Annotated in this window: 20 protein-coding genes; 12 read left to right on the forward strand and 8 right to left on the reverse strand. The window is 45.4% G+C overall.

The annotated features are described in order from the left end of the window. Positions 1–921: a YiiD C-terminal domain-containing protein gene (locus GTH32_RS13675; RefSeq protein WP_163086669.1), complete on the forward strand. Its 921-nt coding sequence runs from the start codon at positions 1–3 to the stop codon at positions 919–921. A gap of 132 nt (positions 922–1,053) precedes the next feature. Here the strand turns inward: GTH32_RS13675 and rpoH are convergent, their stop codons facing one another. Beyond that, positions 1,054–1,908 (reverse strand): RNA polymerase sigma factor RpoH, encoded by an 855-nt coding sequence (gene rpoH, locus GTH32_RS13680; protein WP_163086671.1) that lies wholly within the window; start codon positions 1,906–1,908, stop codon positions 1,054–1,056. Positions 1,909–2,466: 558 nt separating this feature from the next. Here rpoH and GTH32_RS13685 point away from each other — a divergent pair. Continuing rightward, positions 2,467–3,687, forward strand: a complete 1,221-nt coding sequence (locus tag GTH32_RS13685; RefSeq protein WP_163086673.1) for an EAL and HDOD domain-containing protein — start codon at positions 2,467–2,469, stop codon at positions 3,685–3,687. 166 nt (positions 3,688–3,853) lie between these two features. Continuing rightward, positions 3,854–5,098 (forward strand): EAL and HDOD domain-containing protein, encoded by a 1,245-nt coding sequence (locus GTH32_RS13690; protein ID WP_163086675.1) that lies wholly within the window; start codon positions 3,854–3,856, stop codon positions 5,096–5,098. A gap of 35 nt (positions 5,099–5,133) precedes the next feature. Here GTH32_RS13690 and ftsX read toward each other — a convergent pair whose 3' ends face one another. Genes ftsX through ftsY form a run of 3 tightly spaced genes read right to left on the reverse strand, consistent with a single transcriptional unit; the run spans position 5,134 to position 8,478 of the window. Then, entirely contained in the window at positions 5,134–6,114 is a 981-nt protein-coding gene (gene ftsX, locus GTH32_RS13695; protein ID WP_163086678.1) for a permease-like cell division protein FtsX, read from the reverse strand. Then, positions 6,111–6,803, reverse strand: a complete 693-nt coding sequence (ftsE, locus tag GTH32_RS13700; RefSeq protein ID WP_163086682.1) for a cell division ATP-binding protein FtsE — start codon at positions 6,801–6,803, stop codon at positions 6,111–6,113. The genes ftsX and ftsE overlap by 4 nt, the downstream gene beginning before the upstream one ends. A gap of 55 nt (positions 6,804–6,858) precedes the next feature. Continuing rightward, positions 6,859–8,478, reverse strand: coding sequence for a signal recognition particle-docking protein FtsY (gene ftsY / locus GTH32_RS13705; protein ID WP_163086685.1), 1,620 nt, complete (start codon positions 8,476–8,478; stop codon positions 6,859–6,861). Positions 8,479–8,544: 66 nt separating this feature from the next. On the opposite strand from ftsY, the gene rsmD reads away from it, so the two are divergent. After that, positions 8,545–9,195, forward strand: coding sequence for a 16S rRNA (guanine(966)-N(2))-methyltransferase RsmD (gene rsmD / locus GTH32_RS13710; RefSeq protein ID WP_163086688.1), 651 nt, complete (start codon positions 8,545–8,547; stop codon positions 9,193–9,195). A 54-nt stretch (positions 9,196–9,249) separates the two neighbouring features. Here rsmD and GTH32_RS13715 read toward each other — a convergent pair whose 3' ends face one another. After that, positions 9,250–9,831 carry a YjaG family protein gene (locus GTH32_RS13715; protein WP_163086691.1) on the reverse strand — a complete coding sequence of 194 codons (582 nt, stop codon included), beginning with the start codon at positions 9,829–9,831 and terminating at the stop codon, positions 9,250–9,252. Next, on the reverse strand, positions 9,831–10,433 hold the full coding sequence (locus GTH32_RS13720) for a YhgN family NAAT transporter (RefSeq protein ID WP_163086694.1): 603 nt from the start codon (positions 10,431–10,433) through the stop codon (positions 9,831–9,833). The genes GTH32_RS13715 and GTH32_RS13720 overlap by 1 nt, the downstream gene beginning before the upstream one ends. A 288-nt stretch (positions 10,434–10,721) precedes the next feature. On the opposite strand from GTH32_RS13720, the gene GTH32_RS13725 reads away from it, so the two are divergent. Further along, positions 10,722–10,904: a helix-turn-helix domain-containing protein gene (locus GTH32_RS13725; RefSeq protein ID WP_163086697.1), complete on the forward strand. Its 183-nt coding sequence runs from the start codon at positions 10,722–10,724 to the stop codon at positions 10,902–10,904. Between the two features lie 201 nt (positions 10,905–11,105). Here GTH32_RS13725 and pepB read toward each other — a convergent pair whose 3' ends face one another. Next, positions 11,106–12,392, reverse strand: a complete 1,287-nt coding sequence (gene pepB / locus GTH32_RS13730) for an aminopeptidase PepB (RefSeq protein ID WP_163086699.1) — start codon at positions 12,390–12,392, stop codon at positions 11,106–11,108. Positions 12,393–12,491: 99 nt separating this feature from the next. Here pepB and sfsA point away from each other — a divergent pair, with 99 nt between their 5' ends. The 7 genes from sfsA (at position 12,492) to panC (ending at position 18,470) form a co-directional block, all read left to right on the forward strand. Continuing rightward, the gene (gene sfsA, locus GTH32_RS13735) at positions 12,492–13,193 is read left to right on the forward strand and encodes a DNA/RNA nuclease SfsA (RefSeq protein WP_163086702.1); all 702 of its coding nucleotides are present in this window, start codon (positions 12,492–12,494) and stop codon (positions 13,191–13,193) included. Between the two features lie 221 nt (positions 13,194–13,414). Continuing rightward, complete coding sequence (gene dksA / locus GTH32_RS13740; protein ID WP_163086705.1) at positions 13,415–13,864, forward strand: RNA polymerase-binding protein DksA; 450 nt, start codon at positions 13,415–13,417, stop codon at positions 13,862–13,864. 63 nt (positions 13,865–13,927) lie between these two features. After that, positions 13,928–14,863, forward strand: a complete 936-nt coding sequence (gluQRS, locus tag GTH32_RS13745) for a tRNA glutamyl-Q(34) synthetase GluQRS (RefSeq protein ID WP_163086708.1) — start codon at positions 13,928–13,930, stop codon at positions 14,861–14,863. Between the two features lie 98 nt (positions 14,864–14,961). Continuing rightward, the gene (gene pcnB, locus GTH32_RS13750; RefSeq protein ID WP_163086711.1) at positions 14,962–16,275 is read left to right on the forward strand and encodes a polynucleotide adenylyltransferase PcnB; all 1,314 of its coding nucleotides are present in this window, start codon (positions 14,962–14,964) and stop codon (positions 16,273–16,275) included. After that, complete coding sequence (gene folK, locus GTH32_RS13755; protein WP_163086714.1) at positions 16,268–16,765, forward strand: 2-amino-4-hydroxy-6-hydroxymethyldihydropteridine diphosphokinase; 498 nt, start codon at positions 16,268–16,270, stop codon at positions 16,763–16,765. Before pcnB ends, folK begins: the two co-directional genes overlap by 8 nt. Before the next feature lie 51 nt (positions 16,766–16,816). Beyond that, positions 16,817–17,611, forward strand: a complete 795-nt coding sequence (gene panB / locus GTH32_RS13760) for a 3-methyl-2-oxobutanoate hydroxymethyltransferase (protein ID WP_163086717.1) — start codon at positions 16,817–16,819, stop codon at positions 17,609–17,611. Between the two features lie 10 nt (positions 17,612–17,621). Next, on the forward strand, positions 17,622–18,470 hold the full coding sequence (gene panC / locus GTH32_RS13765; protein ID WP_163086720.1) for a pantoate--beta-alanine ligase: 849 nt from the start codon (positions 17,622–17,624) through the stop codon (positions 18,468–18,470). Between the two features lie 100 nt (positions 18,471–18,570). Here panC and panP read toward each other — a convergent pair whose 3' ends face one another. Continuing rightward, positions 18,571–20,214 (reverse strand): pyridoxal-dependent aspartate 1-decarboxylase PanP, encoded by a 1,644-nt coding sequence (gene panP, locus GTH32_RS13770; protein ID WP_163086723.1) that lies wholly within the window; start codon positions 20,212–20,214, stop codon positions 18,571–18,573. Between the last annotated feature and the right edge of the window lie 171 nt (positions 20,215–20,385).

Below are 20,385 nucleotides of genomic sequence, written 5' to 3' on the forward strand. Positions count from 1 at the left end.
GTGTATAAGGTTGTTACCCCTACAAGCGATAGCGAATTTGACGCCTATTTCCAATTTCGGTGGGCGCATCTACGTCAGCCATGGAACTTCCCTCCGGGGTCGGAAAAAGATGAATATGAGCAAGTTGCCGAACATCGAATGATCGTCGATGGAAAAGGCAATATTGTTGCCTGTGGACGAATACACTTAAATACCGCCGAAGAAGCTCAAATACGCCATATAGCGGTTGATACACATCATCAACGTAAAGGGCTTGGGCAAATGATGATGAGCGCGCTGGAAAATGTTGCTAAAGAGCTTGGCGCAGAGCGTGCGGTGACTAACAGCCGTGAAATATCTATAGAATTCTTTACCGCATGCGGGTTTGTTATCGAACGAGAAGCCCCGAATGAACTCGGCATGCTAAAGCGTCAACAAATGGTAAAGAAGCTTACTGAAAACAACACCTTAGTGATGCACCCTAAATGGTGCAAAGCACTGCAGCAGACGTGGTCTGATACTATCCCTATTACCGAACATATGGGTATAAAACTCTACCAGTATACGGGGAGAACCCTAGAAAGCCGCGCTTCGTTAAATAAAAACATTAATATTCACGGCACTATGTTCGCAGGTAGCATATTTTCACTGGCAACCCTTACCGGTTGGGGCATGATTTATTTGCAGCTTAAAGAGCGTGGGCTAGAAGGTGATATAGTATTAGGCGATGGCGATATTCATTACCATAAGCCTATTACAATGAAACCTAGGGCTATTTGTTATATTGAAAGCTTATCGGGTAAATTTACGCCGTTAGGAAAAGGTCAAAAAGCGCGGTTTGAACTTACCGTTAATATACTCGATGGTGATAACGCGGTGGCCGAATTTAAAGGCGTGTTCTGGGTATTGCCGATGACCGATGAAGAAAACAACAGCCATTAATACAGGCCCGCTCATAGGCTAATAGCCCGGCCGAGCCCATGGGCTATCAAGTCAGACACAAAAAAAGCGCCTTAGGCGCTTTTTTTTGAATATCGATGCTTGTCTTAAAGCGATGTTACTATGCGTAACTTTTTAAGCAACCATGGCTGCTTGCAGCTTTTTCATCGCGTTCTTTTCAATTTGACGAACACGCTCAGCCGATACTTCATACTTATTAGCTAAGTCTTGAAGCGTAATTTTATTATCCGCCAACCAACGAGTTTCGATAATATCTTGGCTGCGCTCATCAAGGGTTTTTATCGCCGAGTACAAACGCTTGCTAGCATTGGCATCCCAATCACTATTGATAACATCGGTTTCTACGTCAGACGACTTATCTTCTAAGAACTGTACAGGGGAAAAGTTACTCGTTTCGTCTTCATCCGCAGACAAATCGAATGCTTGATCTTGGCTGCTCATTCGCGCTTCCATTTGAAGCACTTCTTTTGTACTTACACCAAGCTCATTAGCTACAGTTTGTACTTCGTCATGCGTGAACCAACCTAAACGCTTTTTCGCTTTGCGTAGGTTAAAGAACAGCTTGCGTTGCGCTTTAGTGGTAGCCACTTTAACAATGCGCCAATTTTTAAGCACAAACTCATGAATTTCAGCTTTAATCCAGTGCACAGCAAACGACACCAAACGTACGCCCACGGTAGGGTCGAAACGCTTAACTGCCTTCATCAGACCGATGTTGCCTTCTTGAATCAAGTCGGCTTGAGGCAAGCCATAGCCAGAATAAGACTTTGCAATATGCACAACAAAGCGCAGATGAGACATAACCAGCTTACGCGCTGCTTGTAAATCTTCATCCTCGCGAAGACGAACCGCCAATTCACGTTCTTCTTCCGCAGTTAACATATCAATGCTACTTACAGCTTGCATGTAGCCTTCGATGCTACCGCTATGCGGCACTGATAGCGCCATGGATTGTAAGTTATTGCTCATTATTCACCTCATTTTTTGCCACTCGATGTTATCAAACTAACATTAGCAGCGCGAGACCTAATTTTGATCAGAACCCAGTCAATTTGAAGATATAATACTGAATTTCTCTATTTCAAGACCACAATATTAAAAAAAAGTTCCTACTTTTAACGCTGCGCTATTTACGGCAACGCTCTATCAAATGCTTTAACGGATTAGTCACGGCCATCCATTGTCGTCGCGTTATTTAAAATGCCCACTAGATTACAAAAACCACCTCTACGCTGGGCTATTTGCACTATTAGCAAGTTGAACTAATTATACGTTTAGTTCTTTGAAATAGGTAGACCACCCACCTTATACAGCAGGCGTCTAGCGATAAACATGTTAAATAAACACGACACTGTAGTAATGATAATACACTAGGGCGCTCGACTTTTGCTACCGCAACAATTAGATTGGTATATTCGAATTATTCGATTCAAATAATGTCGTGAAGCGAAGCATTCGTGATAGGGATAACACGCTCTTTATAACTAATACGAACAGTAAAGAGCGCTAGGAGCGAAGAGGTACTTAATGTTCGCATATGTTGCAAGGCAACCCATATTCGATAGAGAACAAACGGTCTACGCCTACGAACTATTATTTCGTATTGGGGAAGATAACTGCTTTCCTGATATTTCACCGGATGAAGCTACCTCAAAAATACTTACATCTACTCATTTAAGCCTTGGGATTGAACAGATCACCGGGGATAAGAAAGCGTTTATTAACTTTCATAGAGATACCTTGATGTATAGGTTTCCTACCTCACTTGACGCTAACAAGGTAGTGATTGAAGTGGTAGAAACCGTTGATGTTGACGACGCATTGGTAGCCGCGTGTAAGCATATTCGCGGGTTGGGTTATCCCATTGCGCTCGATGACTATGATATGCAAGGGAAATGGGAAGCCTTTATTCCATTTACCAGTGTCATAAAGATTGATACTACAGAAATACCGCATGAAGAGATTCCGGCGCTCATCGAGCGCTTTCATAAACACAAAATTAAGTTGGTAGCAGAGCGAATAGAAACCTATGAGGAATTCCATAAATTTAAAGAAATGGGGTTTGATTACTTTCAAGGTTTCTTTTTAGCACGCCCGGAAATTGTCCGTCATAAACGGCTCGGGCCTACTAGCTTAACCATGATGGAGCTACTTACACTAAGTGGACAAGCCACAATAGACCTTCAAAAAGTAAACAGCATTATTGAGCGGGACCCCTCGCTTACCTACTTACTGCTGCGGTTTATTAATAACCCATTGGTGAACAAGCGTCATAAAATTACGTCGTTAAAGCATGCGCTTAACTTTATGGGTGAAGTTGAAGTGAAGAAGTTTATCGCACTCATGTCCCTCGCTAAATTAGGCGAATACAAACCCTCTGAGCTTATGCACATGGCATTAGTACGCGCTAAATTCTGCGAACTGGTATTTACCTCATTAAAACAACAGGGCGATTCTATGACTGGTTTCTTAACCGGGCTGTTGTCCTTGTTAGATGTGATGATGGAACAAAGCATTGATGATCTGATCAGTAAGGTTCCGGTGAGTGATAACGTAAAAGATGCACTGTGCGGGAAACCGGGCATACTCAAAGATACGTTAACACTGGTGATATGTTTTGAACAAGCTCGTTGGGGCGGGGTTAAAAAATTTGCTGCTAAGTACTCTCTTCGTCAAGCCATGGTCCATGAGTGCTTTATGGAAGCGATGAAATGGGCGCACCAAATGCAGTCTTCGATTAAAGACTAGGATGAAGCAGATTATGTTGAGATCTGCCTGCACCTTTAGTGGCACTAAGCACGCTAATAACTTGTGAGTAGGCGAGTTTATGGCGTAGTATAATGAAAATAAAGTTGATGACGGTGCTTAAGACTACTTAAATTATCGTTATAGGCTGTAACCTCAGGAAACCGCTATGTTTGCATTTGTCGCTCGAGAGCCCATTTTAGATAAGAGTAAACACGTTTTTGCTTATGAACTGCTATTTAGAGACGGCAAAGCGGGCACCTATCCTGAGCATAACATTGATACCAGTAAAAAAATTGCTGAACAATTTCACGGCCTTGGGCTTGATGATATTAGCGGTGAGAAAACATCGTTTATTAGTTTCGCCTCTGATACGCTAATTTCTCGCTTTCCTACCTCGTTAAACCCAGAGTCGGTTATTGTGGAATTGACAGATAACCCATACACCCAAACGGGCCTGCTTGAAGCGTGTAACCATATTAAGCAAATGGGGTTTAAGCTTGCTATAGATGACCCTATGATGTTGAGCGAACGGCATAACCTGCTTCCGCTAATCGATATTATTAAAGTGGATGTCACTAAAACACGCTTTGAAACTATCGAAAAACACATTCCCAAGTATTTAGACTCCAACGTGACATTAGTGGCCGAGCAGGTGAATAGCCAAGATCATTTTGCCACATGCAAAGAGTTGGGCTTTGATTTTTTCCAAGGCTATTTCTTTGCGCAACCAGAAGCACGCATAGTGCGCCAGTTGCCCGCCTCTAAAATTAATATCGTTGATTTGATGGGTGAAATATCAAGCGATAGCTTCGATATCAATCGTATTAGCCAAATTATTGAGCGTGACGCTTCTCTTAGCTATCTATTGTTGAAGTTTATCAATAACCCCACCATTAATAAGCGCTATAAAATTACGTCGTTGAAGCATGCGCTTAATTATATGGGTGAGGTTGAGATTAAGAAATTTATCGCCTTACTCAGCCTAACTAACTTAAGCGACGACAAGCCCCTAGAAATTGTGCATATGTCACTTGTAAGAGCTAAGTTCTTTGACTTACTTTCTCAGCGCAGAGGGTTAAAAGCGAACCCGCCTATTGGCTTTTTAGTGGGCTTATTTTCGCTGCTAGAGGGTTTATTAGACCAATCGATGTCTGACATTGTGAAGCAATTGCCGCTATCAGATGAGCTAAACAATGCGCTTTTGGGTAAAAATGCCGAATTTGCGAATTACATGGTGTTGGTAAGAGCCTTTGAAAGCGCTCTATGGATGAATGTAATTAAACAAGCAAAGATACTGGATATCGAGCAAAAGCAACTGCACGCCCTCTACAATCAAGCCATTATATGGGGTAATGGGGTGCGTAGTGCCATTACTGAACACTATCCGCAGGCTACCGTAAAAGCACAGTAGTCACCTTTAACGATGGGGACGGCGGTGCTCTCTGCCTATCTTGGCTCGATCTGCCTTACGTGGCGCTGCACAGAAATTAATGAGCCAAGTAACCCTAATGCAATGGAAAGGCCTAGCATTGTGAGTAACGCTGCGCCGGTTAAGCCAGTAATATTGAACTCTTTTTGATACATAGCCGCGAACGTCGCTATACTCGCGTCCATCCACCACAAAATAATAATCACACAAAACCAAGCTAATAGCCCGCCAAGAAGGCCGTACCAAAACCCTGTATATAAAAAGGGACGGTGGATAAAGGCATCGGTAGCCCCAACAAGCTTCATTACTACTATTTCGTCGTGTTTGTTTAAGATATTAAGACGAATGGTATTGCCAATAATTAACACCACCGCAATAAATAGCAGCAAGCCGATAAGGGTCACCATATCACCGGCAATATTCACCAGTGCATAAAGACGTTCTAACCACTCTATATCTAATTTACCTACGTCCACCTCTCGCTGCTGCTTAAGCTTTGCTAACAAGGCCTTTGCAGATGTGGGTCCACCATGCTTTTCTGTAGGCGTGACGAGTACAACATCAGGAAGCGGGTTACTTTCAAGATAAGCAATAGCATCACCTAACCCCGATAGATGCTGAAATTCCTTTAGCGCATCATCGGCGGGTATATAAACTACCGAATCAATTTCTGACCACGTATTAAGCCTAGCAACTAGCTGCTGAGATTGAGTAGCGCTGATACTGGGCTTTAAAAATAACGAAATTTCCGATGCCTGATCCCAGCCTGCCGTTATCTTTTCGGTGTTTTTCACCATAATATACAAGGTGCTGGGTAAGGTAATACTTAACCCCAGTACGCCAATGGTCATGAGTGACGCGGCGGGCTGGCGCCATAGCTCGCCTAAGCTCGAAAGTGCTTGCCTAACATGACTTACAAAAACCATAACAATTGACTGCACCAAGCCAATTTTAACTCTAGAGGCCCCTTGGCTACGGTTGGAAAACAAAATACTCATGATTGCCAACCTTCATCAATGTTGTCATTTAGACCATCGGTTATCATTTGCCCGTTCTTTAACGTCAAGGTGCGGTATTTCATGCGCGCAATTAACCCTAGGTCATGGGTGGCAATAAACACCGATACTCCCGCTTGATTAAAATCTTCAAACAGACGAATAATTTCCATGGAAAGTTTAGGGTCTAAATTGCCGGTAGGTTCATCGGCCAATAGCAATGGCGGTTTATTCACCACGGCGCGGGCAATACCCACCCGCTGCTGTTCCCCCCCCGATAACATAATCGGCAAACATCGGCTCTTGTCTCTTAGGTCAACCATATCAAGTGCGGCATCAACACGTTTGCCAATCTCTTTGTGTGTATAGCCTTCAATCACAAGAGGTAACGCTATATTATCGAATACGGTTTTATCCATCAGCAATTGATGGCTTTGAAAAATCATGCCTATATCACGGCGAATGTAAGCTATGTCGCGGCGAGTGATAGCATTAAGGTCGTGGCCGTTAATAAGCACGCGTCCTACCGTGGGACGCTCCATAATACTAATTAGTTTCAGTAGGGTACTTTTTCCCGCACCTGAGTGGCCGGTTAAAAAAGCCATCTCCCCAGGGGCTATATGGAAGTTCACCTTACTCAGTGCTCGTTGCCCACCGGGGTAAGTCTTGCTTACTTGCTCAAACTTAATCATGCCTTGTCCCTACTGACGTCAGTGAAACCACTACTGTTTAGCCATCAATGGCTTATTATTGTGCTGACTCACCATTCTCAATTTCACTAAACAGGGCGTCAATAAACTCTTGTCCATTAAACTCACGCAGATCATCAATACCTTCGCCTACCCCAATGTATCTAATAGGTATACCAAATTGATCGGCAATAGAGAAGATAACGCCACCTTTTGCAGTACCATCTAACTTGGTTAGCGTAATACCTGTGAGCCCGACAGCTTCGTTAAATAGCTTCGCTTGACTAATGGCGTTTTGCCCGGTGCCCGCATCTAATGTAAGCATCACTTCATGGGGCGCGTTAGGAGTAATCTTTTTCATTACCCGCACCACTTTCTTAAGCTCTTCCATTAGGTGGTTTTTATTTTGCAAACGCCCTGCAGTATCAGCAATTAACACATCGCATTTACGTGATTTCGCTGCCTCTAGTGCATCGTAAAGCACAGATGCGCTGTCGGCCCCCGTATGCTGTGCGATAACCGGGATATTATTGCGCTCGCCCCACACCTGTAGCTGTTCTACCGCCGCCGCGCGGAATGTATCGCCTGCCGCAAGCATTACTTTTTTGCCCTGTTGTTCAAATTGCTTGGCAAGTTTACCTATGGTAGTTGTTTTGCCCACCCCGTTTACGCCCACCATTAAGATAACAAATGGGCCGTCTTCGGCACTATGGCTTGCCATTACATCGGGTAGCGGCTGATGCACTTTCGTTAGCATGTCAGACATCTGTTGCTTGAGAATATCAAGCAAGGCTTCTGCGTCTTTAAGGTCTTTTCTTGATGCACTATCTGTTAAGTGGGTGATGATTTTCTGGGTTGTATCCATACCCACATCGGCTACTAGTAGCTGGGTTTCTAAATCCTCGTACAACTCATCATCAATAGTTTTGCCTTTAAACAAACTAACAAAACCACTGCCTAAGTTTGCTTTAGTACGCGACAAACTTTGTTTGAGGCGAGAAAACAGCGATTTCTTCTCTGGCTTGTGCGGTGCGATTGGTGCTTCCGACGTTTGTTTTATAGCCTCTTGGGCGGCTTCTGTAGGCGTTGCTTCAATTACCCGTTCGGTGGTAGATACTTGCTCACTAACGTTTGAGGTATCAAGTGTGACATCATCTACCTCAGGCTTATTCGCCTTAACTTCATCTTCTACTGGGGGCGCGAGCGTTACATCATTTTCTGGTGGAATTTCATCATCTAACCGCCCTACCGCTTCTTCTGCCGGCAATACCTTGTCTTCATCATCACTGCCAGGAACTTCAAGCTGGGCGTCTTCATGCACCTGCTCTGGCACAGCGTGATCTTGCTGTTCTTTCTTGTGAGAAGCAATATTCTGAGAACTGTCGTTGTCAGATGTGACATTCTCAGATGCGGTAATTTCCGCTGAGGCATCAAGGTTTTCATCTGCGTCTTGTGTAGCAGTCTGCTTGGTTTCTGCAGGTGTCTTTGCTACTTCAGAGGGGTTAACGTGTTCTGCGTTTTCGCTTTCTACATTGGTGTCTACACGCGTATCGCTATTATCGGCACGGGCGGAATCATCAATGACACCGTCATCTACCGTTTTCTGCTCTTGGGTTTCTTGAGCTTTTTTCTTATCTGCTTTTTTGTTCTTGCTGAACCAGCCAAAAAGTTTCGACATAGTGAGGACAAATCCTTATAAATTCTGCGCAAATTCGGCTACACTGGCCGGCTATTGTATGAACCAATGATACCATTGTCAGCTACCATGAAGCGAGTTTCTCGCCCGACTAGGGCAACATCTACGACAAAAAATAAAAATACCCGAAACAATGCCACTAAAACAGGGCAAATTCGCATTATTGGCGGGCAGTTTCGCGGTAGAAAATTACCTGTGTTAAACGCACAAGGGCTTCGCCCCACTACAGATAGAAACAAAGAAACCTTGTTTAATTGGTTAATGCATCATATTACCGACGCAAAATGCTTAGACGTATTTGCAGGTTCTGGAGGCTTGGGGCTAGAAGCGTTATCTCGCTATGCAAAATCCTGTGACTTTATTGAACTCGATAAGGCCGCAAGCCAACAGTTAAAAACCAATATCAGCAGTCTTGGTAACGCACGTAACGCCCATGTTTATAATAGCAATGCACTTACTACCCTTGCACAGCTTGAAAATGGTCAATATGACGTGGTATTTGTTGACCCACCGTTTAATCAAGGTCTTCTCGGCCCTACCCTTGATGCATTAGAGCAATACAATCTCGTTAAATCTGGTAGCGTGGTTTACGTTGAACATGAAGCAAACTTAGCGTTGGTAGAACTTCCCGCTAACTGGCAGATAATAAAAGATAAACGTACCACTGCGCTGCGCTATTGCTTGGTACAGGTAAACTAACCCTTTTAGCGGTTAGTTTACGCTGAATTTTACCTCGGTGAGGTTAAGTGAGGCTTAGGCCAAATCTAGCCCTATATTTGAAATTCCTTCCTCTAACGCTACCTGTTTAAGAGATTGTGCTGCCTGCTGAGGTGAGGTGGCTTGTTCAATAGTAGATAACAACTCATCTTGAACCGCTATTTCAAACATCATTAGTGGATGCTCTTTCACGGTTTCATCACTCGCTTCGCCACTGGCTAACAAGTAGGCTTCAACACTGCCTTGAGAGAGTTTACTTACCACTACTGCCCCTTGTGGGTCGTCACCGCCAATAAGGTTAAGTGCTGCTGCCACACCAATTGCCGCATCGATGGCCGGATACACGCCATAAGTATCGAAATCTTGCGTATCGGGCGTACCGAGCTCTACCTTTTCAAGTTGCACGGCAACGTTGAATTTACTTTTTGGTGCTTTTACGGATTCCCAAATCAAATCAAGACAGGCACGAAGGTTTGCTGCCTCTTCGTACTCTGACACTTCACAAAAAAGTGCATAATTTGGGATCATTCTTTCTAATAACGCCGCGCTATACGCAACCGCCTTCCAGCCTTCTAATTCGCGTACTCGCGCGAATATGTTTAGTTTTTGCTTTGCCATTACTCTACTCCGGTGGCGTGCATAAAGTACTGAGTTGCGCCATCCAGCAACATCTGAATTGCTATCATTACCAAAATCATACCCATAAGACGTTCCATAGCCACTAGGCCTCGCTCACCCAACAGCTTATGAAAAACGTTTGAAAACATTAAAATTACGGCACTTATACCCCAAGCTGCTCCTAACGCCATAGACCAATCTGTCATTCTATCAGGGCTTTGATTGGCCAATAGAATAAGTGCGGCTAAGGTGGAAGGCCCTGCTATCATAGGGATTGCAAGGGGAACAAGGAAAGGTTCTTCACCCACTGCTAAGCCACTGGGATTACCTGAGGACGGGAATATCATCTTTAGTGCAATAAGGAACAGAATAATCCCCCCAGCAATACTTACCGTCTCTTGTTCAACATTTAAGAAATTTAACACCGACTGTCCGCTGAATAGAAAAAGAAACAAAATGACTAAAGCGAACAGTAACTCTCTTAGCAAGATAATTTGTCTGCGTCGAGGCTCTATGGATTTAAGCACCGACATAAACACGGGCAGATTGCCTAATGGATCCATGATCAAAAATAACATAACCGCAGCCGACCAAGTGTCCATTAATTCAATATCTCCGACATGTAAGTGCTAATGCGTATAAAACTATGTGTAACCTGAAGAAAAGACCAATGGCAAAAAAACGACTCGTAAATTCTGGAATTTAGGCTTAACTAATTATATTACACGTAAAAACTGTGCCATTTACTGGTCACATTTGCTCTAATGGTATCGCAGAAATTCAGCATTGCTATAACTTAAACGAAAAAATACGCGATTTTTGCAATTAACACCTGTGCGTGTGTGATGTTAGAACCAAATTAAAAAATACCAACATAGGGGAATACGAAAATGAGTTTAATGACGGTTAAAGAAGTTGCCGCCTACTTAGATATTCAAGAAGGGCGAGTAGAACGATTAGAGCGAGAAAGCCTATTAGTTGCTAAAGGCAAAGATGTAGATGGTAACCCCTTGTTTGATAATTCAGATGTAGAGCGTTACAAACAATTGGCCGAACGGTTAGGTGGCCTTTAACCATCCCTATCGCCTAGTAGTACACTTCGCGTAGTTGCATACCCTACTTAATAGGCCACACTGGGTTACGGCGCAATATGGGCAAGCAATGTGGGCAACCCGATAGCGAGTACATCTTATTTTTAACGCTGGCCACAACCCAACAGCGTAACAAGGTTTAATAAAAGAGATACCAACACTGTGCTGGCATCTCTTTTTTGATTACTTAAAGTTATGAAGCATGCGCGCTATGGCGCGAATTCCCTTGGCTGTTGCACCTACAGGCATCTCTGGCGTTGGGCTACCATGGTAAGCGGCCGCAAGGTCAAGATGCACCCAGCCTTTTCCATCAGGGTTTACAAAACGTGATAAAAAGCCTGCCGCATTAGAAGCGCCACCACCGCCGCCGCCTTTCATCGGACGACTGTTGGCAGTGTCAGCAAAGGCTGATGGGCAGCGCTCAGCGTGAAATGGCTCTAGTGGCAACGGCCAGAAGCGTTCGTTCTCTTGCTGTGCAGCTTCAAGCATCTGCGCTCTTGCGTTGTCATCCATGGAGAAGACCCCGTGGTAATCTGAGCCCAGTGCTACCATAGCCGCGCCAGTAAGGGTGGCAGCATCTATAATAAGCGGGGCGCCGGTTTCTGTCGCAGCCATTAGGCCATCAGCCAACACTAACCGCCCTTCTGCGTCAGTATTAACCACTTCCACAGTTACCCCATTTTTATAGGTAAGTACGTCGCCAAGTTTGTAGGCATGTCCACTGATAAGGTTTTCAGCACAGCATAGAATAAGCTTAATACGCTTTTGAATACCTTGGGTTATTGCTAAACCTAGCGCGCCGGTAACCGTGGCGGCGCCGCCCATGTCACACTTCATATCTAACATGCCTTCGCTAGATTTAATGCTATAACCGCCGCTGTCAAAGGTAATACCCTTACCTACAAGCACGGCATCAACGGGCGCTTCACTGTCGCCTGTGGGATTAAAATCAAGTTCTAACATCACAGGAGGGCGCTCACTTCCTCGGCCTACGTTGTATATACCTACCCAACCCGCGTCATTTAACGCCTCACCCACTGTCATTGAATACGTAACCTTGTCTGCACCAAGTTCTTGCAACCAGTTAGCAGCGCGTTGGGCTAGTGTTTCTGGGCTAAGGTCTTCTGGGGTGTCGTTTACCAATTGACGGGTAAACAGCAGCGCTGCGTACTCTTGCGCTAACGTGGCTTTATCGCTATTGTCTGCCCACTCGATACTGGCAGGATTACGAGCGCGGGTGAAGCTAAGCGCAAACGCCCATTGCTGCTCTTTCTGCCACTCACCCGTTAGGGTAACGCCTGCAAGGTTAAGACCGTCAAGTTTGCGCGCAGCTTGTGATATGGCTCGTTCATTGGGGCTTTCATCGGCAAGGTGAATAACCGCACCGGTTTCAGTAAAAGAAAGTCGTGCGTTGTCTCCCCATGGAGCACCTGCCTTTTCATAACTCAGGCTAACGGTAAATTCTGCCATTGCGCTTTTATCCTTATAAATTTATTAGATGTACTTTTATGTTGCTGCGTATTAATAATACTAAAATGCTGGTAACCATTGTACTAGGAGGCTGTAAGCATGGAATTCTCAACCCCCTTACTACGTGGCAAACTTATAAAACGATACAAACGTTTTTTAGCCGACGTAGAACTTGAAAATGGTGACCTTGTCACCGCCCATTGCCCAAATACAGGTGCAATGACCGGATGCGCTGAACCTGGGTACCCCGTTTATTTAAGCGAATCATCAAACCCGAAACGCAAACTCAAGTACACGTGGGAATTAGCGCAAACCTTTGATGGCGACTTTATTGGCATTAATACGCACAATGCTAACAAGTTGGTGGCGGAGGCGCTAAATAACAAGGCCATAGATGCATTTTCTCATATCGATAGCTGGAAAGCAGAAGTCACCCCTTTGGGGGCTGACAGCCGATTCGATTTTGCGGGTAACGACGCTGGACACACCCATTACATAGAAGTGAAATCGCTTACCTTAGCCCGCGGCAACCAAGGCTACTTTCCTGATGCGGTTACCACCAGGGGCGCCAAACACTGTGAAACCCTTGCCAAGTTGGCTTTGCAGGGTATTAATACCAGTTTACTTTTTTGCGTACAGCATAGCGGCGTAAAAACCGTGCACATTGCAGATGATATCGACCCTAATTATGCCCAAGCCGTAGCGAACGCCGCCCAAGCAGGAGTAAATATCATGGCAGTGTCATGTTTAATCGATGAACAAAAAATACTTATAAATCAATCGCTACCCATTATATTGTAAAAAATAGGTTGATTTTTTTTAATTCACCTTCATATTTGCGCCTTGTTTTACTAGCCGGACGCACCTTAGCGTTTACTGGTAGCTGTGTTGAAGAGTGGTAAAAACGCCCTTCGACATAATAATTACATAGACACGAGTAATTGCCTGGAATGAGCGAGTCTGCTATAGATATGCGATTCATTCGGGACAAGATGGATGTCGTAGTGTAGGAGATGTGGCACATGCCAACAGGAAAAGAAGCAAAATCCTTGGGACTTTTAGCGCTTGCAGGTTTGCAGCCTTATCAACCCAAAGCGGATGAAGAATACATGGGCGAGCCGCAAATGGAACATTTCCGTTTGCTACTTAAAGCATGGCGCAACCAACTACGTGAAGAAGTTGACCGCACTGTAACGCACATGAAAGACGAAGCCGCCAACTTCCCCGATCCCGTAGATCGTGCAGCACAGGAAGAAGAGTTCAGTCTTGAGTTACGTACACGTGACCGTGAGCGTAAGCTTATTAAAAAGATTGAAAAAACCCTGAAGCGGATTGAAGAAGACGACTTTGGTTTCTGTGACCAATGTGGTATCGAAATTGGTATTCGCCGCTTAGAAGCCCGCCCTACAGCCGATCTTTGCATCGATTGTAAGACCATGGCGGAGATTAAAGAAAAACAATTACAAGGTTAATCGCCTGGTAATAACCACACTGCTAGTGAACACGCTCACTGGCAGTGCGGCTTCTTTATTTTCATGAAATCACCCATTGACCCCACTTCGTCATATGTAGGCCGCTTTGCGCCTTCCCCTTCTGGACTTCTCCATTTCGGCTCTCTTGTTACTGCGCTTGCAAGTTATCTTGATGCGAGAGGGCGTAATGGGCGCTGGTTAGTTAGAATGGAAGATATTGATGCCCCCCGTTGTGTGGCAGGCGCTGACAGCGAAATTTTACGAACTTTAGAGGCACACGGGCTTAACTGGGACGGCGCGGTGCTCTATCAAAGTCAGCACCATGAACGTTATCAACATAAAATTGACCAGTTATTTGAAGATAACCGAGCCTACTACTGCGAGTGTACCCGCAAACAAATTAAAGCGATGGGCGGTCGCTATGACGGACGCTGTCGCGCTTTGGCCTTACCGCCATCAAAAGAGTGCGCCGTGCGACTCGTTTTAGCGCAACCATTAACGGGGTTTAAGGACGGTATTATGGGGCAGGTATCCCCTACTACCACCACGCCTGAAGATGTGGTTATTAAACGCAGAGATGGCCTCTACTCATACAACCTAGTGGTGGCGCTAGATGATGCTTACCAAGGTGTTACACACATTGTCCGCGGCAGTGATTTACTTGACGTAACGCCTTTGCATCGCTTGGTTTACCGCACTTTAGCGTGCTCGCCAATAGACTATTGTCATATTCCGGTGGCCGCCGTAGCCCCAGGCAGAAAGCTCAGCAAGCAAAATCACGCTAAGCCTATTGATAATAAAATGGTGATGAGCAATCTTCTGCGGGCACTAGACTTTTTAGGCATGGGCAGCGTAATCTCTCTTATACAAGGAGATTATGACAGCCATGAATCATTGCTTAGCGCGGCAGTTAACGAATGGGATAGAAAATTAGTCCCAAATACGGCTGAAATTATTGTCCATCGTAACGAATCCACTTATTATAGCGAACCTTTATAATCATCGGAGAATCCGTCATCATTCATCGTGTGTTCAATTCTGTTAAGCGAGCTTTTAGCAAGGACAACACTGCTAACTCCGCATTATCGCCTCGGGTAATGACCCGCGGGGAGCATGGCATATCTCGTGAGGATATAAGTCCTAATGCGTTAAAAGTAATGTATCGTCTTAACGGAGCCGGCTTCGAGGCGTATTTAGTCGGGGGCTGTGTTCGCGATATTTTGATGGGTCATGAGCCAAAGGATTTCGACGTGGCCACCAATGCCACGCCTGAGCAAATTAAAGGCTTATTTAGAAACTGTCGTTTGATTGGTCGACGCTTTAGACTTGCCCATATCGTGTTTGGCCGGGAAGTAATTGAAGTTGCCACGCTGCGAGGACACCACAGCGAAGAAGCCGAAGATGAAACCACCCCGAAGGCCAAAGCCACCGGCAAACGTGACGCGCACGGGCAGTTGGTGCGCGATAACGTGTTTGGCTCTATTGAAGAAGATGCGGAACGCCGTGATTTCACCTTTAACGCTATGTATTACAGCGTGGCTGACTTTACGGTAAAAGACTTTGCTAACGGCTTAGAAGCCATTGAAAAGCGTGAAGTAAAACTAATAGGCGATCCTGAGGTACGTTACCGCGAAGACCCAGTGAGAATGCTTCGTGCAGTACGCTTTGCTGTGAAGCTATCGATGAGCCTTCACCCACAAACGGCAGCGCCTATCAAACCATTAGCAAACTTGCTGACCAATATCCCCCCTGCGCGTTTGTTCGAAGAAACCTTGAAGCTGTTTCTTTCTGGTAAAGGTGAAAAGACATTTATGATGTTGCGGGAATACGGCCTAATCGCTCCTTTGTTTCCGCAAATTCAACCTTTCCTGGCTGATGATTCTTGCCGGGAAATGCAATTTATTTTAAAAGTGTTAAGAAACACCGATGAGCGCATAAACAACGCACAGCGGGTTACCCCTGCGTTCTTGTACGCGGCTTTACTTTGGTATCCCCTTGAAGAGCGTTGCCAAATATTACAAGCAGAGTCGGGGCTAAATGCCCATGATGCGTTCAATATTGCATCGGGTGAGGTTATTGGCCAGCAAACGAAAAGCATCATGATCCCCAAGCGGTTTTCAACGGTAATGCGGGATATTTGGGTATTACAACAACGTTTACCGAAACGCTTTGGCCGCCGCGCATTTCAATTGCTTACCCATCCTAAATTTCGCGCAGCCTATGACTTCTTATTAGTAAGAGGCCAAATAGAAGGCGGTGAATTGCTCGAACTGGCGCAATGGTGGACCCACTTTCAGCATGCCGAGGGCGGAAAGCAAAAAGCCATGTTAAACGACCTTAAACGTAGCGAAGGCAGTAAAGGCCCCCGTAAACGTAAGCGTCGCCCTGCTAAGCGAGCCCCAGATGCATAAAGAACATGTTTACATTGGGCTGGGCAGCAACCTGGAAAACCCGACGAAATTGGTCACCGAGGCCTTTGAGGCAATAGCGGGTATAGAAGATACACGGGTTCTTAAAACGTCGTCGTTATACGCAAGTAAGCCGATGGGCCCGCAAGACCAACCCGATTATATTAATGCCGTATGCTTAATAGAGACGGCGCTTAAACCCCATAGCTTATTGAAGCAATTACAGCGTATAGAGCTTGAAAATGGTCGCGATAGAAGCGGCCGGCGCTGGGGGGCAAGAACCTTAGATTTAGATATTCTGTTGTACGGAAGCCAGAAAATAAAAACCGCTGATTTGACGGTTCCACACATAGGAATGGCTGATCGCGAATTTGTTATGGTACCCTTGTTTGAAATAGCCCCAAGCATGGTGATGCCTGATGGGAAGCCTATTTCACATTGGGTGGCAAACTGCTCTCTAGACGGCCTAAAACGTCTGCGTACTTCCAATTAGCGGCAAAATCCGTATAGTTCGCCACACAATACCCACACTCGGATAGTTGCTATGAAAAAAGTTACTGTGTCTAGTTTGCTAAAGAAAAAGCAAGCTGGAGAAAAAATTACCTCATTGACAGCCTATGATGCTAGCTTCGCCAAAATGTTTGATGAGCAAGGTATTGATGCCCTGTTAATCGGCGACTCTCTGGGTATGGTACTGCAAGGCGAAAGCGACACTTTACCCGTCACCATTGATGATATTGCCTATCACACCCGCTGTGTACGCGCAGGGACTGAGCGCGCCTTCGTTCTAGCCGATATGCCGTTTATGTCTTACGCCAGTGCCGAACAAACTTACGCTAACGCCGCCACACTTATGGCCGCAGGCGCCAGCATGGTGAAAATGGAAGGTGGGCGTTGGTTATGTGACACTATTTCAGGGCTACAATTAAGGGGCGTACCCGTATGCGGCCACCTTGGGCTCACCCCCCAATCGGTTCATGTTTTTGGTGGCTTTAAAGTACAAGGCCGCGAAGCCGACAAAGCCCAGCAACTCCTTGAGGAAGCTAAAGCGCTTGAGGCAGCGGGCATTCAGCTATTGGTACTTGAGTGTGTTCCCTCATCTCTTGCAAAGACCATCAGTGAAGCACTGACAATTCCGGTTATTGGCATAGGTGCAGGTAAAGACACCGACGGTCAAATATTGGTTATGCATGATATGTTTGGTATTAGCGCCAACTATATGCCTAAGTTCTCTAAAAACTATCTTGCTGATACTGGCGACATGCGTAAGGCAGTTCAACAATATATTTCTGATGTCCAAAATGGCGTGTTCCCTTCTGCGGAACACAGCTTCGAGTAACGAGGTTAATATGCAAGTTATCGATAATATCGCGGGGATGCGCGCGCTTACCCACGAATGGAAGTGCGATAGCAACAGCGTGGGTTTTGTGCCCACCATGGGCAATTTGCACGAAGGGCACCTAACCCTTGTTAAACGCGCAAAAGCACACAATCATAAAGTGGTTGTAAGTATTTTCGTTAACCCCATGCAGTTTGGCCAAAACGAAGATTTAGACGCCTACCCTCGCACCATTAACGCTGATAAGCAAAAGTTACTTGAGGCAGGGGCTGATGCTGTATTCTTGCCCTCAGTGGCTGATATGTATCCACGGGGCCTAGAGCAACAGACCTATGTGGAAGTACCTGGCCTTTCAGACATATTATGCGGCGCTAGTCGGCCCGGCCATTTTCGAGGCGTAGCCACTGTGGTAGCCAAGTTATTTAATATGGTGCGCCCTGACGATGCCTTTTTTGGTGAAAAAGACTTTCAGCAATTACAAGTTATCCGTTTGATGGCCGAAGATTTATCTACTGGCATCACAATACACGGTGTGCCCACCCAACGCAGCGACTCAGGTTTAGCGTTAAGTTCGCGTAACGGCTATTTATCTGATGAGCAAAAAAACACGGCCGCCACCATTTATGCGTCAATGCAATATGCTAAACAGGCTATTGAAAGTGGCGAACGGGATTACCTAGCGCTCGAAAAAGTATTACAAGAAAAATTAGCCCAAGCTGGATTTCGCAACGACTACATCCATATTGTTAATGCAAACACATTGCAAGCGGCCAGTACTGATGACTCCCACCTGGTGATATTGGTTGCGGCCTACTTAGGGACAACACGCCTTATCGATAACTTACAAGTTCACCTATAGTACATACGCCTATCTAGCGAGAAAAAAGCCCCTAATGTTGTATCAACGTTAGGGGCTTTTTTTGTATTTATAATGGTATCTGGCAGCACTGCCGCTTAATTTAGCTTACAGACACCGCTTCGCCAGCTTCATCAGCTCCGTGCGCTATTAACTGCTGCCATAACTTTGTACGTGTAGCAATAAGATGCTGTTCAGCAAGAATAGCTGCTAAGTCGTTATGACTTGTCAGCGGGTTCGCTAACACCACCCTAAACACCGTAATGCATTTTGATGGATAATCGGGCGCTTCAAGGCGGGTACGAGAAACAAAAGACTTTCCTGCTTCACGCTGCTGTTTTTGTACACTTACCACGAGTCTATCTACTTGCTCTTGCAACTCTTGGCTTGCGCCGTTTTTTGCCTCTTTAAGCTTTTTTTGTACCGCTAATGGGCATACCCGATAGGTAAGTAACGACAAGGTAGGTGCAGTGGTAAGTTCAAAATCGGGATGCTTGTTTATCATCTCGGCAAAGGCTTGTGCTTTTTGAATGCTTCTATCAATTAATAACTCATACCCTTTGCGCCCGAAAATATGTAACGCAGAATACACCATCATCGCCATACCGTTACGAGACCCTTCTAAGGTAGTGGCACCAAGATCTTTAGAGCCTTCACGTAGGATATATTGCGCGTGGTGTCTTACTGAGTTGGCATTCTCAGGGTCTTTAAACAACGCCATGCCCGCGCCCATAGGCACATACATTTGTTTGTGGGCGTCGATGGTCACCGAGTCAGCTCGCTCAATGCCTTTCAGTCTATCGCGGTACTGATTAGAAAATAACGTAGCCCCACCCCACGCTGCATCGACATGAAACCAACAGCCTAGCTCTTTGGCCACATCGGCCAACTCATTTAACGGGTCTACGTGGCCCGTTTCGGTGGTGCCGCCGATACCCACAATAGCAAGTAACTTGTTACCTTCTTCTTGATAGCGCTTACCGGCGCGCAGGGCTTTTTCAGGGTCTAAGGTTTGTTGGGGCGCGGGAAGCGCGATAAGTTGCTGGCGCCCTAGCCCTAAGGCATCTACCGCTTTAGATAACGAGTAGTGTCCCCGCTTGCTGCACATTACACCTAAATTATTAATACCATGAAATCGATACGCTGCGGCTAAGCCTGCTTTTGCGACACCGGCAAAGCCCGGTTGAGGGCCCAGTATTTTATTTCTTGCTACCCATAAAGCGGTAATATTCGCGATAGTGCCGCCAGAGCAAAACGCCCCAAGGGCATGCTTTGCACTATGAAGGTGATGATCGTAAAACTCCCGTGAGCGGTCATAAACCAAGTTGTGCAACATGCCAAGTACTTGTCGCTCTAAGGGCGTGAACGCTTTCGAGGTTTCAATTTTAACGAGGTTTTGATTGAGCCCAACCATTAACTTCGACAAGGGGAGATGGAAATAGGGCAAGGCTGAGGTCATATGGCCGATAAAACTAGGCGAGTAAGTATTAACCGAGTGCGCCACTAGTTTATCTAGCAAGCTTTCAGCATGTGTTGAAACAAACTCTGGAGATTCTGGCACTTTGGCATCAGCAAAGTCTTTTTCCACTTCTTCTAGCGACGTTTTTTTGGTCACAACGTGTTGCGACAAAAAGTCGAGAATATTGTCTGACAAATGCTGTTCAATTTGCGCCAGTTTTGAGTCTTTGTGTTCAGGTTTGGTAAAGACCCTAAACAAGTGCTCTAGACTAACTTGAGCTTCACCCACTAAACACACCTCACTAAACAATGGAACTGATGTACATCAAGCACATAACACCCGGTGCAGTATAATAAAACCACCGGCGCGGAACCTTTTATGCGTTACCACCACTGAAAGCTGATCACAGGACTTTCAAGGGGGGTGAACTTTACCCTAGATTAGCAAACACGCCAAGTA

It is taken from the genome of Alteromonas profundi (genome assembly GCF_010500865.1).
In the GTDB taxonomy this organism is placed as follows: Bacteria; Pseudomonadota; Gammaproteobacteria; order Enterobacterales; family Alteromonadaceae; genus Alteromonas; species Alteromonas profundi.